Source organism: Nocardia sp. CA-145437 (assembly GCF_050956485.1).
Classification (GTDB): domain Bacteria; phylum Actinomycetota; class Actinomycetes; order Mycobacteriales; family Mycobacteriaceae; genus Nocardia.
Genome location: NZ_CP191204.1, coordinates 5,764,391 through 5,780,620 on the forward strand (window position 1 = coordinate 5,764,391; position 16,230 = coordinate 5,780,620).

General features: G+C 66.0%; 16 protein-coding genes. 11 read left to right on the plus strand and 5 right to left on the minus strand.

The genetic code is table 11. The annotated features are described in order from the left end of the window. Positions 1-142 precede the first annotated feature (142 nt). From ACQPYY_RS26860 to ACQPYY_RS26875, 4 genes are all read left to right on the plus strand, one after another. Positions 143-1,177: a helix-turn-helix domain-containing protein gene (locus ACQPYY_RS26860; protein WP_433591459.1), complete on the plus strand. Its 1,035-nt coding sequence runs from the start codon at positions 143-145 to the stop codon at positions 1,175-1,177. A 6-nt stretch (positions 1,178-1,183) separates the two neighbouring features. After that, positions 1,184-1,417 (plus strand): DUF397 domain-containing protein, encoded by a 234-nt coding sequence (locus ACQPYY_RS26865; protein WP_433591460.1) that lies wholly within the window; start codon positions 1,184-1,186, stop codon positions 1,415-1,417. Between the two features lie 156 nt (positions 1,418-1,573). Beyond that, positions 1,574-3,436, plus strand: a complete 1,863-nt coding sequence (locus ACQPYY_RS26870) for a glycoside hydrolase family 5 protein (RefSeq protein WP_433591461.1) — start codon at positions 1,574-1,576, stop codon at positions 3,434-3,436. Positions 3,437-3,607: 171 nt separating this feature from the next. Continuing rightward, entirely contained in the window at positions 3,608-4,114 is a 507-nt protein-coding gene (locus ACQPYY_RS26875) for a DUF2199 domain-containing protein (RefSeq protein WP_433591462.1), read from the plus strand. 52 nt (positions 4,115-4,166) lie between these two features. On the opposite strand, the gene ACQPYY_RS26880 is transcribed toward ACQPYY_RS26875, so the two are convergent. Together ACQPYY_RS26880 and ACQPYY_RS26885 are read right to left on the minus strand one after the other, a co-directional pair. Beyond that, a complete protein-coding gene (locus tag ACQPYY_RS26880) occupies positions 4,167-4,589 on the minus strand; it encodes a hypothetical protein (protein ID WP_433591463.1) in 423 nt (140 codons plus the stop codon). Positions 4,590-4,814: 225 nt separating this feature from the next. Beyond that, positions 4,815-5,303 (minus strand): DUF4265 domain-containing protein, encoded by a 489-nt coding sequence (locus ACQPYY_RS26885; protein ID WP_433591464.1) that lies wholly within the window; start codon positions 5,301-5,303, stop codon positions 4,815-4,817. 169 nt (positions 5,304-5,472) lie between these two features. Here ACQPYY_RS26885 and ACQPYY_RS26890 point away from each other — a divergent pair, with 169 nt between their 5' ends. From ACQPYY_RS26890 to ACQPYY_RS26905, 4 genes are all read left to right on the plus strand, one after another. Beyond that, the gene (locus ACQPYY_RS26890) at positions 5,473-5,871 is read left to right on the plus strand and encodes a hypothetical protein (RefSeq protein WP_379094384.1); all 399 of its coding nucleotides are present in this window, start codon (positions 5,473-5,475) and stop codon (positions 5,869-5,871) included. 4 nt (positions 5,872-5,875) lie between these two features. Then, positions 5,876-6,547 (plus strand): TetR family transcriptional regulator, encoded by a 672-nt coding sequence (locus ACQPYY_RS26895; RefSeq protein ID WP_433591465.1) that lies wholly within the window; start codon positions 5,876-5,878, stop codon positions 6,545-6,547. Between the two features lie 402 nt (positions 6,548-6,949). Beyond that, complete coding sequence (locus ACQPYY_RS26900) at positions 6,950-7,597, plus strand: TetR/AcrR family transcriptional regulator (RefSeq protein WP_433591466.1); 648 nt, start codon at positions 6,950-6,952, stop codon at positions 7,595-7,597. Positions 7,598-7,758: 161 nt separating this feature from the next. Next, entirely contained in the window at positions 7,759-9,078 is a 1,320-nt protein-coding gene (locus ACQPYY_RS26905; protein ID WP_433591467.1) for a flavin monoamine oxidase family protein, read from the plus strand. 155 nt (positions 9,079-9,233) lie between these two features. Here ACQPYY_RS26905 and ACQPYY_RS26910 read toward each other — a convergent pair whose 3' ends face one another. Further along, complete coding sequence (locus tag ACQPYY_RS26910) at positions 9,234-10,616, minus strand: multicopper oxidase family protein (RefSeq protein ID WP_433591468.1); 1,383 nt, start codon at positions 10,614-10,616, stop codon at positions 9,234-9,236. A 223-nt stretch (positions 10,617-10,839) separates the two neighbouring features. Beyond that, positions 10,840-11,775, minus strand: coding sequence for a MerR family transcriptional regulator (locus ACQPYY_RS26915; protein ID WP_433591469.1), 936 nt, complete (start codon positions 11,773-11,775; stop codon positions 10,840-10,842). A gap of 107 nt (positions 11,776-11,882) precedes the next feature. Here ACQPYY_RS26915 and ACQPYY_RS26920 point away from each other — a divergent pair, with 107 nt between their 5' ends. The 3 genes from ACQPYY_RS26920 (at position 11,883) to ACQPYY_RS26930 (ending at position 14,877) form a co-directional block, all read left to right on the plus strand. Then, complete coding sequence (locus tag ACQPYY_RS26920; RefSeq protein WP_433591470.1) at positions 11,883-12,518, plus strand: TetR/AcrR family transcriptional regulator; 636 nt, start codon at positions 11,883-11,885, stop codon at positions 12,516-12,518. Positions 12,519-12,606: 88 nt separating this feature from the next. Continuing rightward, positions 12,607-13,740 (plus strand): phosphotransferase family protein, encoded by a 1,134-nt coding sequence (locus ACQPYY_RS26925; protein ID WP_433591471.1) that lies wholly within the window; start codon positions 12,607-12,609, stop codon positions 13,738-13,740. A gap of 48 nt (positions 13,741-13,788) precedes the next feature. Further along, complete coding sequence (locus ACQPYY_RS26930) at positions 13,789-14,877, plus strand: TIGR03857 family LLM class F420-dependent oxidoreductase (RefSeq protein WP_379094366.1); 1,089 nt, start codon at positions 13,789-13,791, stop codon at positions 14,875-14,877. A gap of 33 nt (positions 14,878-14,910) precedes the next feature. Here ACQPYY_RS26930 and ACQPYY_RS26935 read toward each other — a convergent pair whose 3' ends face one another. Continuing rightward, positions 14,911-16,224 carry a family 1 glycosylhydrolase gene (locus tag ACQPYY_RS26935; RefSeq protein WP_433591472.1) on the minus strand — a complete coding sequence of 438 codons (1,314 nt, stop codon included), beginning with the start codon at positions 16,222-16,224 and terminating at the stop codon, positions 14,911-14,913. Positions 16,225-16,230 lie beyond the last annotated feature (6 nt).

Below are 16,230 nucleotides of genomic sequence, written 5' to 3' on the forward strand. Positions count from 1 at the left end.
AACCGGGCACCACCGCCCGGATGACTATCGCGATAGAAGCCCCAAATCGACCACACGATGACGCCGAGACAGAGACCGAGAATCGACAACAACGCCCATGTGTCCCAATGCATTACGACACCTCCCAAGGTTGAAACGGTCGATGTCACAAGCACACCGCTACCACCGGAAGTTGGCATTGCCATTGCGGCAGAACTTCGAAAACCCTCCAAAAGCCCAGGATCATTGCCAAAATGGCCTGACATCGTTGCCAATGCTCGTGAGCATGGGGGTGGACGTCGTGGCAGATACCAGCCAACAACCAACATCTGTGGCGCGTAAGCAGATCGGCATACGGCTACGCGAAGCGCGGCAGCAGGCGAACCTGGATCTGGCGGACATCGCGAACGCAATGGGGCCCGGCTGGAGCACCAGCAAGGTCGGTCGTATCGAGCGCGGCGAGTCAGGCCGGATCAGCCTTCCGGAAGCCGACGCGCTCGCCGAGATCCTCGAGATGGATGCGGACACCCACGCGAACGTGGTCGCCTTGATCAAGCAAGCCGCGTCGAAGTCCTGGTGGTACGAGTACCGCGACGTGATCCAGGGCGGATTCCGCATCTACGCCGACATGGAAGCGTGCGCCCTCCGATTGACCATGTACCACAACAACATCGTGCCCGGACTCCTCCAAACCGCGGACTACGCACGCGCACTGGACCGCGTTTACTTCGCCAGCGAACCCGACGTCACCCTCGATCTCCGCCTCCAGCTCAAATTGGAGCGCCAGACGTTCATCACCCGGAAGACCAAGCCGATCATGGTCGATGCGGTCCTGCACGAATCGGCAATCCACACCCAGGTGGGCAGCCACGCGGTGATGGAAGGCCAGCTCGAGCACCTCGTGGAGATGAGCAAACGCGCCAACATCACACTCCGAGTACTCCCCTTCACCGCAGGACATCCGCTGGGAACGGCGACGGGTTCGTTCACGATCATCGACATGAAACCCATCGCCGGAACAGAAACCCATCCCGTCGTCTACTTCGACTCCCTGGTCGGCGCAGCCTGCCTCGAGAATCCCGACGAAGTCGAAACTTACCGATCCGCACTAGTTTCCATCCGTCACGCCGCCCTGGACGAAGTCAGCACCCGCACCCGACTTCGCCAGATAGCCAAGAGCACCAGCAGAAGGGCCTAGCCACCCATGCACAACCTATCCGGCACGAACCCACGCCTCCGCGACGCCGACTTCCGCAAGAGCACCCGCAGCGGCAACGGACCCGACTGTGTGGAAGTCGCCTTCCTCGCGGACGGGGACATCGCGGTACGCCACTCACAGGCCCCCAACGGGCATGTCCTCGTCTACACGCCCGGTGAGTGGGACGCGTTCACCCTGGGCGTCAAATCCGGCGAGTTCGACCTCACGACGGGTGATTGACAACAAAAGCTGATCAAACACTGAAGATTAGCTGTTTCTGAAATCCGACTCCTGACCCTACTGTTGCTCCTCGACCGGCCCGCCGGAGTGGCCCGGGTCACCATTCGTCAGTGGCGCCGATCAATCGGATTGGTCTCGCGACGATGAGGATTCGGAATGAGGAAGCTAGCCACGGTGCTGCTCTTGCTCGGAACACTGGTGGTTCCGTTCATGCACGGCACCGCTCCCGCACACGCTGATCCCGGCGGTATGAAGGGTCCGTTGAGTACGAGCGGGCGGTACATCGTCGACGCCAACGGCAATCGGGTGAAGTTGAAGTCCGGCAACTGGCACGGCTCGAGCGGCACCTGGACCGGCAGTGGCGACGACGAGGTCACCGCCAACAATTTCTCCGAGGAGAACGGGCACCGCGCCCCGCTGGGCCTCGACCGGGTGCCGATGGCCAAGCTGATCGGCGACTTCAAGGCGCTGGGGCTCAACAGCATTCGCCTGCCGTTCTCGAACGAGATGATTACCGACAGCCGGGCAGTGCAGGGCCTGACCGCGAATCCGGAACTCAACGGCCTACGGCCGATCGAGGTGTACGACCGGGCCGTCGCCGCGCTCACTTCGGCCGGACTCGGCGTCATCCTCAACAACCACACGACCACCACTCGCTGGTGCTGCGCCGTGGACGGCAACGAGCGCTGGAACTCGGGCCAGTCCTGGGAAAAGTGGATCGACGACTGGGTGTTCATGACCGCCCGGTACCGCAACGATCCCGGCGTCATCGGCGCGGACCTGCGCAACGAGGTGCGCCGTGACACCTGGGACAACCCCAACTGGGGCCAGGGCGACAGCCACGACTGGGCCGACGCGGCGCAGGAGGCGGGCGACGCCATCCTGACCAAGGGCAATCCGGATCTGCTCATCATGGTCGAGGGCGTCAACTGGATGGGCATCCCCACCGACCTGACCTGGCATGAACGACCGATGCTGGAGCCGATGAAGCGGCTGTCCACCACCTTGGTGAAGTCCCACAAGGTTGTCTACGCGGTCCACTTCTACGGCTACATCGGCCCCAAGCACACCGGCGGCACCGGCATCAGCGGCGGTGAAACCCACGACCCGCGCTTCCGCGACATGTCTCGCACCGACCTGTTCAAGTCGATGGATGAACGCGCCGGATACGTCGCCACCACCGCCGACACGCATTTCACCGCCCCGGTCTGGGTCAGCGAATTCGGTATCGGCAAAAGCGATGCCAACGACCTGGACAAGGCGTGGTTCAAGAACATGGTCGACTACCTGATCGAGCGCGACCTCGACTTCGCCTACTGGCCGATCATCGGCTACCAGCAGAACGACAAGGGCAACTCCTGGGGTCTGCTGCGCTATGACACCACGGGCGGGCTGCGCAAGATCACCGACGCCGACGACTGGCGCGGTGCGCATTTCAGTCGCCTGATCGAGGCGAACGGATTCACCGGCAAGGTCAACCCGAGCCGCACCTGGTCCATGCTCCAGGGCATCCACGAGGACGACAACCGCTCGATCCGCGCCGCCGCCGACTGGGACAGCGGCGCCCACAAGATGGTGTGCCCCGACGGCCAGCGGCTGTTCGGTGTCACCGACCGTGGTCAAGGCGGCCTCTGCGGTGACGCCACCCTGGGCGATCTGTGGCAGTCGGGCACCAATGCGGTCAAGGTCAGCACCGAGAAGGTCAGCACCGACTGGGCGAGCGGTTTCACCAAATACCAGTGCACCGAAGGCCAGTTCATGATCGGCTACAGCCTCCGCGGCGACTCCATGTCCGGAATCCTGTGCGCCCCCGGCCGAGTCCCGCTGGCAGGTTCGGGCCGCACCCTGTGGTTCGACCGCGGCGACAACCGCCCCTCCTCCGGCGAGGGCGGCGACTGGGCCAACAGTTACTACAAGGGCCAGTGCAACGCCAACGAGTACGTCGCCGGAATCGCCTTCTCCGGCAACAACAATCGCGGTAACCGCCCCCAGGCCCTGTACTGCCGCACCCTCCCCTGAGCCCAGCTGACCAGCAGCCGAAGCTCATTGACCCGGGCCTGACCCCGCCCCGGGAACCCCGGCCCACCGGTGCCCGGCCGTCTCAACCGGAGACGGCCGGGCACCGTCCTCGCATTCCGGCCTGGGACTCGCAGCGGCTCGCCCGGACAACCGTGATCTAGACTGCGCGCCATGACCGGTGGTCTCGGATTCGTCTGCTCATGCTGTGGAGTGCGCCATTCCGAGGTCCCGATGAATTACACAACCGCGGCCCCGGTCGTGTGGGAGCCGGACTTCGCCGATGCCGAGGACTGCCTGCTCTCCTCGGACCAGTGCGTGATTCGGGCGCAGCAGTTCTTCATCAAGGGCTTGGTGGAAATACCGGTCATCGGTAGCGAAGAAGTGTTGTCCTGGGCTACGTGGGTTTCCCTGAGCCGAGCGGACTTCTCGCGCATGGCCGACCTGTGGGACACCGTCGGCCGAGAAGCCGAGGAACCCTATGTCGGGTGGCTCGCCACTGACCTTTGGACCTACTCTCCCATGACAGTCAACCTGAAAGCCCGAGTCCACACCCGCCCGGTGGGCGAGCGTCCCTTCGTGGAGCTCGAACCCACCGACCATCCCCTGGCCGTGGAACAGCGCACCGGAATCACCTGGGACCGAGTACGCGAGATCGCCGAAACGGCACAAATCCACTAGCCGCATCCATCCCGACTGATACTCGCGCCGCGCCGCCGATGTCGAAATCGGTTCAGTGCATCGGCACGTTGAATTTACTGCAATAGTCGGCCGGCGGCGTGGCCTCGTTCAGCAAACGCACACAGATAACAGCGATCAGAACGATACCCACACAGGTGATCAGCGTCGGAACGATTCCACTGATGTGGCGGCGAGTCGCCGAGGTGCGCAGCAGGCTGTTGGCGACGACCGCGAGCAGTCCTGTCACCAGACCCACGAACGACATGCTCAGCAGCCCAGCGACACCGAGAAACATGAGTGCGAAACCGGCTCCACCATCGATGATATGGACGCAGTCGAGGGTTATGCCCACCATCCGGTGGTAAGTCCCCGCCGCCACCATCGCGCCGATGACCGGATAGAGCAGAATCAGCCAGGGCGACCACCGACGCGGCAGCGCATAAACCCGACCATCGGGGATATTCGTCGCAAGCATGCGATCATGCTGGCACGCAACGACGAAACCCCTCGACGGTCGCGCCGGATCCACGCGAAATCTCCACGGGCTCTCCACAACTGCCTATAAAAGTCCCACGGCTGCCTTGCTAAAGGCCATCCACATCGCATAGGACCACGAACTCCGTGCGGCCCAGAATGAGAAGGCTCAGCGTAATGCCGCATTCCGCGCTGACCGCAACGGCCAGCGCGGAATCTGCTGCCATCACCTTCGATCAGTGGCCTTCCACGCTTCGGTGACACACCCTTGCTCCCAGTGCCACCAGCCCTGCTCCGCACCGTGTTCCAACAGCTTGCGGATCTGCGGCAGGTTCGCCTCCGGCGGTACATCCAAGGCCACCATCCGGTAGTGCTCAATGCCTTCGCCGGTCGTGCCGAGGCGGTGGAAGGCCTTCAATACGCTCTCCCGGGCGGCAGCCGAACCGTCGTCTTTCAGCACGATCAAGCGGATGGTGCAGTTCCGCGAGTGCTGGACCGTCTCGCCGGCCCAGAGAACACCCTCGTCATCCGGCTGCACCGTGATGATGTCCCCGCTGGCGACTCCGCGGACGAACCAGGGTGTGTTGTCCAACCGCGCGGTACCGTCACCGAGGTCTATCGCCCACAGGCTTTCGACGCTTGCCGGCGGCCAGCCCCGCTCATCGATGTCCATGCGGAAGTGGACTTTCACGTGGTCGTCACGGATCTCGGTCACCGGCCCATCCTCCAACATCCACACCGCGCGGCGCGCTGACCGAACCGGCTTGCGCGGCGCGCGTCCAGTTCGGATGGCTCGCGCTGTCGCGACGCTCACTCTTGAACACGTTCAAAAGATGGCCTAGCCTCATAGTTGAACACGTTCAAATCAGCGAGGAGCTGGGGAAATGAGTCTTGTCGTCATCACATACGCGACCTACACGATCGTCAGTTTGGCGGTTACGTTCTGGGTGGCGCGGGTCCTGCATCGCACTGGTGCGCGGTTTCTGGTGGATGTCATGAAGGGGGACAGCGACCTCGCCGAGGCCGTGAATCATCTGCTGGTCATCGGGTTCTGGCTCGTCAACGCAGGCTTCGTGGCACTGGCCTTGCGCATCAGCGTTCCGGTCGATGATGCGCGTGTCGCGATCGAGGAACTCGCCATGAAGCTTGGCCGGGTCCTGCTCGTACTCGGCGGCATGCACTTCGCGAACCTGATCGCCCTGAACAAAATTCGGCGCAGCAGGCACACGGAGCAGCAGGCCGGTGTCCCGCCGGTTGCGTTCGACGCCGCCCAACTAGCCTGAGCCCATGCCCCGCCCCGAGCCCGCGACCGCGCGCGGCGAGGAAACTCGCCAGCAGATCATCGACGCCGCCCTGCGCCTGTTCGAGCAGAACGGCTATACGAAGACCACCATGCGCGCGATCGCGGGCGAAGCCGGAGTCAGCGTCGGCAACGCCTACTACTACTTCGCATCCAAGGAACACCTGGTCCAGGGGTTCTACCAGCACATCCAGGCCCTGCACCAACAGCAGGTCGAGCAGGCCCCCCGCAGCGACTCCCTCGCCGACCGATGGCAGACGATGGAAATGGCCTTCGTCGATGTAGCCGCGCCCTACCACGAGTTCGGCGGCAAGTTCTTCGCCATCGCCGCCGAACCCACCAGCCCGCTCAGCCCGTTCAGCGACGAAAGCCGACCCGCCCGACAGACATCCACCGCCATCATGGGCGACCTGGTCATCGGCGCGGACGTCAAGGGTGACAAGCGGCTGCTGGCCGAGCTACCGAATCTGCTGTGGCTGGCCCACATGGGCATCGTCTTGTTCTGGGTCCACGACCGCAGCCCCGGCCAGCAACGCACCCGACTGCTGATCCGCCGAACCGCCCCGCTCGTCGAACGCATCGTGGCACTGTCGAGGCTCCGTCCACTGCGCCCCGTCCTCTACCCGGCCCTGGATCTCATCCAGGACCTCAGCAACTGATCAGTCGCAATGCACGCCTCAGCCGCATACCGCGCGGACCGAGCCGGCCGGGATGCGGGGTGCGCCTGAGTACTTGGGTCAGATAGTCCAGGTGATGGGGTAATTGGCGTATGTCGCGGTCTCTGCCGTGAACGTCACGCCCACTGCCCTGAGGTCGTCGCGGGCCCTGACCCCCACCTCCTTCAACTCGTCCATCTGTGCCAACCCTGGGCGCGCCGCCGTGCCGGACCCGGTGTCAATCTCCGGCGGCGAGGTTGTCGAGCAGGATTCCGCCGTTCCCGGGATGTGTCCGGCCCTACGACAAAAAAGTCAGTCAGCTGTATGACTGTACGGTAGGTCGCGGTGCTGCCGATATGCAAGAGTTGTGACGAGGTTCGTCGGCTGGTTCAACGAGGAGAGTCCGTGGTGTACGTCAAGGCGTCCGAGCGCGAGGAGCAGATCATCGCGGCCGCCATCAGGGTGCTCAGCGACGTGGGCGTGCCGGCCACCACCCTGCGCGGCGTGGCCGCCGAAGCCGATGTTCCGCTCGGGACCTTGCAATACGTGTTCTCCAGCAAGGACCAGCTGCTGCGCCGGGTCATCACCAAGGTGATCCACGACATTTCCGAAGCGCTGCGGCCGCACCTCGACCTCGACAAGGGCGTCGAGCACGCCCTGCGCCAAGGGGTGACCAGCTTCTGGGAGAAGCTGGTGGACAACCGGATCGGACTGCAGATCATGCAGTACGAGCTGATGAGCTACTCCCTGCGCAACGAGTCCGGCGAGCTGGCCCGATTGCAGTACGAGAGCTACAGCTCGGTCGTCACCGACTTCTGCGAGCAGGCCGCGCGGGTCACCGGGGAGCGCTGCGCCGTCGGCTTCGAGACGCTCGGACGCCTCGCGCTGGCCCAGGTCGACGGACTGATACTGCAGTACATCGCCAAGCCCGACCCCGAGCGCGCCCGGCGTGACCTGCAGCAGGCCCTGGACATGCTGGTCCTCTTCGCCGACCCCCAGCCGGTTGCCCGCAGGGCCCGGGCGCGGGCTGCCGCGGCGCCCGACGACAAGTAACCGCTCCGATCTCACCGCCTATTGCGTCCTGGGCCACAGGCTATCTATCGTGAGTCATACGGCTGACCGACTTTTGTAGCCTTTTGGAGCGTGGCGAGATGACCCAGCACTCACCGATCGATCAACCCGGCGATCGAGGATCCCGACCAGTCGGAGTCGCCGTGATCGGCGCCGGCATGGCCGGACTCGTCGCCGCCCGCGAACTGCACCGGCAGGGAATCGATGTCCTCGTGCTCGAATCCGCCGACCGGCCCGGCGGGCGGGTGCTGGCCGAAACCACGGTGTTCGGCTCGAGAGTCGACCTGGGCGGCCAATGGATCGGCCACGGCCATCACCGTTTCGAGAAGCTGGCCGCCGAACTGGGCGCCGATGTCTTCGCCATGCACACCCCCGCGCGGCCCGTCATCGTCGAAGGCGGCGCCACCGTCGGGTATGGGAGTCGAGATGCCTTGGCCGCCATCGCGACTCTGCTGACCTGGGAGATCGTCTCCCGGCTCCGGACACCCCGGTCATGGCAGCGACAGAGCGTCCGGTCGTGGCTGCGGCGGATACCCGGTCGTCGTGCGCGACGCCTGATGGAAGTCCTCGTCTCGATATCGACCACCGCCGACCTCGACCGGTACTCGATGCATGCCCTCCTCGACATGGCCCGCTACCAAGGTGGATTCACGGCCATGCTGTCCACCGCGGGCGGCGCGCAGGAAAGCCTGGTCACCCAGGCGGCGGGCACGCTGGCCGAACGGCTGGCCGGCGAACTCGACGGGAGGATCGTGTTCGACAGTGCGGTCACCGCCTTGCACCGCGACGCGACCGGAGTCACGATCCACTCGGCCTCGGGCGCCTACCGCGCCGAGAAGGTGATCGTGACCGTCCCGCCCCCGATGGCCGCCCGGATCGCACACCAGCCCCCGCTGCCCGCCCACCGGATCCGGTTGCAGGACAACACCTATATGGGATCCGTGTACAAGGCGATCGCCGTCTTCGAGCGACCGTTCTGGCGCGAACGCGTGGACGCCGAGATGATCGTGCTCACCGAGCCCGGGATGGCGGTGTTCGACACCTCGCCGCCGGATGGGCCGGGGCACCTGTGCGTACTCATCGCCGGACCCGAAGCACGCGATCTCGAGGAGCTCGGTCCCGACGCCCGCCGCTCGACCATCCTCGGCCCTATCGCCGACCGTCTGGGCTCCGAGGTCCTCGCGCCGCGGGGTTGGCATGAGAAGGCGTGGCGTCAGGACGTTCACGCCGGAGGGGGCTATTCGGCACTGCCGAGCATCGGTCACGACGATGGCTACTTCCCGCACGCCGCCGAACCGACCGGGCCTATCCACTGGTCGGGAACCGAAACCGCCCGCGAGCACGCCGGATACATCGAGGGCGCCATCGAGTCGGGTGAGCGCGCGGCTCACGAGGTCATCGCAGCGCTGTCCGCCGCCGCACCCGAGCGCAGCCTCGGCACCGACTCACCGAAGCACCCGTGAAGCCTATGCGGGGATTGGGACCAGGCTGAGCTGGTGCCGTCCACCGACCGCGAAAGCCCCTGCCACCGATCGTCGTATCGGTCCCGGTCGGATTGGACAGCCGCATCCGGAAATGTTCCTGGTCCCGTAGGCGATCCTGCGGTCATGGCTCGCGGTCAGTGCCCGGCGTGGTGAGGTGTTCCGGCCTGTTGTCCCGGATCCACGACCACGAACTGGCCCATCATGCCCAGGTCCTCGTGCCAGAGGAGGTGGCAGTGGAACATGTACGGGGCGTGGGGATCTGCGGGGCCGTCGAAGCGGACCAGCAGTTTCACGGTGGAGCCCGGAGCGACGAAGACGGTGTCCTTGGCGCCGCGCAGGGACTCGGGCGGTTGGCCGCCGTTGACCTCGGCGACCGCGAATTGGGTGTCGTGGATGTGGAAGTTGTGTGGGGTGCCGTCGCCGTTGTGGACGACCCAGGTCTCGGTGGCGCCGCGGGTCACGGTGGCGTCGATGCGGCTCATCTCCATTGCCTTGCCGTTGATCTTGCCGAACTCCAGCTCGAAGGACCGCTCCCCCACCGAGTCCGCGGCCTTCGGCGTCTGCGGGGTGACGAGGTGGTCGGGCAGGGGCGGCGCCGGTCGGAGGGTGGCGGCGGCTCGTAGTTCGAGGATGTCGAATCGGTCGTCTCCGCCGCTGAATCGGTTGGTGAACATGTCGAGTCCGGCGTCGAGGCGGTCGCTGCGCAGGGTCACGCGCTCGCCCGGCTGCATGCGGACCACGATTTCGGCGCGCTCGCCCGGGGACAGTTGCACGTGCTTCAGCCGGGCGGGGCGCTCCAGCAGGCCGCCGTCGGTGCCGATGAGCGCGAAGTCGCGGCCGTCGGAGAGGCCGAAGTTGTAGATGCGCGCGGGGGATGCGTTGACCAGGCGCAGTCGCACCAGTTCGTCGCTCACCTCGCGGTAGGGCGCGAGCGTGCCGTTGACCAGGACCTCGTCGCCGAGGAATCCGGCGTCGCGGAACGCGCCGTGCCCGAAGTCGAACCGCCCGTTGCGGAATCGGACGTCCTGCACGAGCAGCGGGAAATCGTCGACACCGTAGCTGTGGGGCAGCGCGAGCGCGTCCGACACGTCGTCGTCGAGCAGGAACATCCCGGCCAGCCCTCGGCTGACGTGGGTCTCGGTGGCCCCGTGCGGGTGCGGGTGATACCAGAGGGTGGCCGCGGGCTGTTCGACCGTCCACTCCGGCTTCCACTCCGCACCCGGTTCGACCATCTGATGCGGCCCTCCATCCATCGCGGCGGGCACATGCATACCGTGCCAGTGGACGGTCGACGCTTCCGGCAGTTCGTTGCGGACCCGCACTCGAACCTGCTCCCCGCGGCGCGCACGCAGGGTCGGTCCGAGATGCTCGCCATTGAATCCCCAGGTATCGGTGACCTGTCCGGGGCGGAATTCCTTACTGCCGGAACGCATGTCGAGTTCGAATTCCCGCACCCCGTCGGCCGCCACGGTCGACCGGGCCAGCGGCGGGATGGCCAGCGGGCGCACGAAATCCACCTTCCCCACGGTGGATACTTCAGCCGAGGTGTACACCCAGGCCGTCGCAGCGCTAAGCCCGACAACCACAACCAGCACCGCCACGCCCAGCCGGACCAACACCCGCCGTATCCGAGACCCGTCTCTCATGCCTCGAACGCTAGGGAAAACCCGCAGTTCCGCGGATCCGGCGGATCCCCCAAATCCCTCCCTGATTCACCCGAGAGAATCCCCGGTGGATCCCCTAGGCCGGGTGGGTGCGCAGGGCCGCGGCGAACCAGGTGAACACCGGCCCCATGTCGGGCATCTCCGGCCCGCCGTTGATGGCGGACACCAGTCGCCAATAGCGCTCCACGCGTGGATCATTGGCCACCTCGAGCCGTTCCAGGATCCAGCGGCGCAGACGCGCGTCGTCGGGCTTGCCGAAGGTGTCGGCGTAGCGCGCGGTCAGCCCGTCGACGACCGGGGCGGCGGCCTCGGAGTCGGCGCTCAGTCCGTCGGCGAGGGCCTTGCCGATATCGGTGCGGACGGCTTCGGTCAGGTCGTGGTGCAGCCCGGTGGTGTCGCCCTCGGCGCGTTCGCGGGCCTGGTACTCGGCCATGGCCCGGACCGATTCACGGAAGTCGTTGTCCTGCACCAGTTTCACGAGTTCCATCCACGCCGTGATCTGCGCGACGGTCGGGTCGTCCGGCAATTCGGGCATGCTGGTGCGGACCAGCTCCACCATGGCAGGATTGGCGTCCACACCGCCGTACGCGGCGTCGACGAAGTCGTCGATCAGCCGGCGGCGTTCGGCCTCGGACAGGCGCATCAGGTTGTGCATGAGTTCCATTTCCTCTCGATGGGAGCCCCGCTCGGCCACCGCGCGCAGGACCGCGCGTCGCATCCGGAGGATCCGGATCTGCACGTCGAGCGCATCGGCGTGGGCCGCGGCCACCGCGGTCAGCGAGGTCTCGCGCGCCAGCACCCGCGCCACGGTGGGCAGGTCGATGCCCAACTCACGCAGAGTGCGGACCAGTTCCAGGCGGGTGGCGGCCGCGGCGTCGTAGAGCCGGTAGCCGGTCGGGGTGTGATCGGTCGGCGGCACGATCCCCTTGTCGGAGTAGAACCGGATCGTCTTGACCGTCAAGCCGGTCCGTTCGGCCAGAGCCCCGATCGTGAAGAGCGTGTCGTCGTCCATGCCCCAACCTTCCTGTCTCCCCCGGATGGAGACTCAAGTCCTCCGGCTATCGTCGGACCGATAATCGGAGATTCCGAGATTTCGGGACATGCGAAACGGAAGCGGCGATGACCGAGACGAGTTCGACAATGCAATCCGCGGCCGGAACTCGCCTCAACCGGAAGGGGCGGGAGACCAGGCAGCGGCTACTCGATGTGGCCATCGGCTGTCTCGCGACGGGGTCCGGGGAACCGCTGTCGGCGAATCGGGTCGCCCGGGAGGCCGGGGTCAGCTGGGGGACGTTGAAGCATCAGTTCGGCGATATCGACGGACTGTGGGCGGCCGTGCTCGTCGAATTGACCGATCGCACCGGGGCGAACAGCCCCGAGAGCTGGCCGCAGGTGACCGGGACGATCCGGGAGCGGGTGTGGGAGATGGTCGATGCCGTGTGGACCATCCTCGGCACTCCGGAGGGGCGGGCGGTCGAAACGCTGCGGGCCGGACTGCCCCTCGGCCGGCAGGAACGGCTCGAGGATTTCCCGCTGACCACGGCGGCGATGGCCGGGTACGAGGACGCCTGGCTCAGGGCCTTCGAGTACTTCCTCGCGGACCTGCCTCTCGACGCGGGCAAGGTGCATCGCGTCCAGGCGCTGATCCCGATGGCCATGCGCGGCATCAATAACGAGCGCCGGCTGTCCACACCCGCCGAACTGACCGAAGCGCGTCACTGCCTGGTCGACTCCATAGCGTTTTACCTGCTATAACTCACATTCTTTGAGAACCCTCGTTGACAATTGCGATGGGGAGGTCCACTGTTACCTCCAGCTTTCGCAATCCAGTCAGGAGTGACTCATGTCTCCGTCTCCCGATGATCAGGGCATGCGCTTGCAGCGCAGTAGCCGTGACACCGCCGCCCTGATCCCCCGCCTCACCGCATGGCTGGCCACGCAACTGCCCGACGACGCGAATCCGGAGCTCACGTTGGGGTCCGGCATCGACAGCAATGGCATGTCCGCGGAGACGCTCACTCTCACCCTGCGCTGGCAGGACGCCGGAGCAGAGCAGGTCAATGACCTGATCGCCCGGGTCGTGCCCGCCCCCGGCGACTTCCCGGTCTACGAGCACTACAACCTGCGCGAGCAGTTCGACGTGATGCGCATCGTGGCCCAGGCGAGCGACGTGCGCGTCCCCCTGGTGCGGTTCCTCGAACCGACCGGCGAGGTGCTGGGCACACCGTTTCTCCTGATGGATCGGGTCGACGGCCTGGTGCCGCCCGATGTCATGCCCTACACCTTCGGCGACAACTGGCTCTTCGACGCAGACCCGGAGCAGCAGCGCAGCGTGCAGGAGAGCACCGTCGAAGCGCTCGCGAAGATCCACGCGATCCCGGACGCGGCAACCGCGTTCGCGTTCCTCGACCCCGCGCACCCCGGTGACAGTCTGCTCGAGCGGAACCTGAACCGCGCCCGGGCCTGGTACGAGTTCGCGGCACGCGACATCGGGCCGTCACCGTTGGTGGAGCGAATCCTGAAGTGGCTCAGCGACAATCTCCCGGAACCGTCGACGTACGAGACCGTGCTGTCCTGGGGTGACGCGCGACTCGGCAACCTCATGTACCGGGACTTCGCTCCCGTCGCGGTGCTCGACTGGGAAATGGCGACGATCGGCCCCCGCGAACTCGACGTCGCCTGGATCACGTTCGGGCACCGCGTCTTTCACGCCATCGCCGAGAACTTCGGTTTCCCCGGCATGCCGGACTTCATGCGCGTGGAAGACGTCCGGGCGAGCTACGCCCGGCACTCGGGCGTCGAACTCGCCGACCTCACCTGGTACACGATGTTCGCCGCCCTCAACTACGCCGTCGTCTTCCTGCGCGCCGGCGGCCGTCAGATCCATTTCGGCGAGATGGAGCGCCCCGAGGACATCGAGGTGCTGCTCCACCACCGAGCGATTGTCGAAGAACTGCTCACCGAACTCGGCGCCTGAACCCCGGCGTCCGCCTGTTTCGAAACCTATTAGGGAAGTACAACTCTCGTGACCGATCAACTGAACGAACTGTCCTACTACTGCATCACCCGGCATCCCGCCGACGCCCGCGTCCTGCTGCCCGAGGCCCGCGACGCCGAGCGCATCGGCCTCGGCTCGTGCATGATCGGCGAGCGCATGACGGTGAAGGACTCCGCCGTCCTGTCCGGCGGTCTCGCCGGATGCACCACCGACCTCGGAATCGCCGCCGCGGCAACCAATCACCACACCCGCCATCCCATGGTGACCGCGACCATCGGCTCGACCATGCAGGCGATGACCGAGGGCCGGTTCGCCATGGCCTTCGGGCGCGGGATGGCGGCGAACTGGAAGGCGATCGGGCTGCCCGCCGTCACCGAGGCACAGCTGCGGGATTTCGTCGGCATTCTGCGCCGCCTGTGGGACGGCGAGACGATCGTGAATCACGATGGGCCCGCGGGCAAATGGCCCGTGCTGTACCACCAGAACGGCCTCGACGAAGCGCCGCCGATCGGCTTCGTCGCGGTGGGCCCGAAGACCATGGAACTCGCCGGTGAGATCGGTGATTTCGTCGTCCTGCACACCTTCTTCTCCGACGAGGCCACCGCGAACTCGGTCGCTGCTGTGCGGCGTGGCGCGGAACGGGCGGGCAAGGACCCCGACAGCGTCCGCATCTGGTCCTGCCTGGCGACCGCGAGCGACGCGCTCACTCCCGAAGACCAGTTGCGGCGTCGGACCGGTCGCCTGGTGACCTACTTGCAGGCGTACGCCGACATCCTGATCAGCGCCAATGGCTGGGATCCGCAGGTGTGGGAGCGTATTCGCGGCACGCAGCTGTACCAGGACGCCGCGGCGGCGGGCCCCATCGACGCGTCCGCCTCGGTCGAGGTGCTGGAGCAGCTGGACGCGCTCGTTCCGGACGAATGGCTCGCCTCCGCCGCCTACGGCACGCCCGAGCAGTGCGTGCGGAAGATCTCCCGCGAATACGACCTCGGCTGCCACTCGGTGATCATGCACGGGGCCAGCCCGCACGAGCTGGAATCGGTGGTGGACGCCTACCGGGCCAACCGGCCCACCCTGCGCCGGGCCGTGGCCGCCAACCCGGGAAAGTTCGCCTGAGACAGGGTTTCTCGTAGTGCGTCGAGCCGATGGTCAGCCATCGGCTCGAGGTGCGGCGACCGGGCCGGCACAGCTGGCGGGTGGATCGATCAGGCGGCAGTCGGCGACTGGACGCCGGGGCAGGTAGTCGGCGGGGACTCCGTCGTGCGCGATGATGGCGCGGTAGGTGACGACGGCGTCCGTGGGGATTCGGGTCAGGGTCGGATCAGTACGCACGTTCACCGTGTAGAGACCGAATCTCGGTGTGTAGGAACTCCATTCGTAATTGTCGGTCAGGCTCCAGTAGTTGTAGCCGATGAGGTTCATGCCATCGGATCTCGCACGCTGGAGCCAGTAGACGGTGTCGCGCAGGTGATCCGAGCGGGTGTAGCCGTCCGCGCGGGGTCGTGCGTTCTCGGTGGGCATGCCGTTCTCCACGATCCACAGCGGCTTACCGGGGAAGCGCTGTGAATAGTGCCGCAGCGCAAAGTAGATGCCCTCGGGACGGACGGGGAGATCCCACATGCCCGAGGGCGCGTTCGCGGCGGCGGGATCCGGCGGTTCGTAGCCGAAGTAGTAGTCGATGCCGACGAAGTCGAGCCGGTCGCCGATCCGGTCCATCAAGGGGCCGTTGACCTGCGACTCCGCCCCGGCGACATAGCCGACATTGCTGGTCACGAGCGCATTCGGCTGGATCTGGTGGATGTAGTCGTAGATGGCGTTGTGCGCCTGCGCCACACTGTCGAGCATCTGATCGGCGTCGGTTCCGTTCTGGCGGACCTCGTGCATGATGTACGCGACCGGCTCGTTGATGGTCACCCAGACCGGATTGCGGGCGGCGTAACGGTCGACCACCTTGCGCATGTTGGTGAGCCAGTCCGAGACCATGCCGGGATCGCGCCAGCCGCCGCGGTCGGCCGCCCAGCCGGGATACACCCAATGGTCCAGCGTCAGCATCGGCCGCATACCGGCGGCGACGATGGCGCCGATCACATCGTCGTAGTAGGCGAATGCCGACGAATCCCACACTCCCGGTTGGGGTTCCAGCCGAGCCCATTCGATCCCGATACGGAAGACCTTGACGCCGAGGCTCTTGGCCAGGGCGATATCGGACCGGTAGCGGGTGCGGAAATCGACGGAACCGCCGAGGCGATCCCAGCCCGGATCGGCGTCGATATAGCGCGTCCAATTGCTGTCGGGTGACTGACCCTCGGATTGGAACCCGGACGCCGCCACTCCCCAGAGGAAATCGTCCCCCAGCACCCCGGCGCGTTCCTCCGACGCGGTACCGGACACGCCGGGGACCAGGAGTAGTGCGGCGGCCGTGACGAGAGCGGACGCGACGAGACAACGAAAACGAGTGCGCATGAGCAC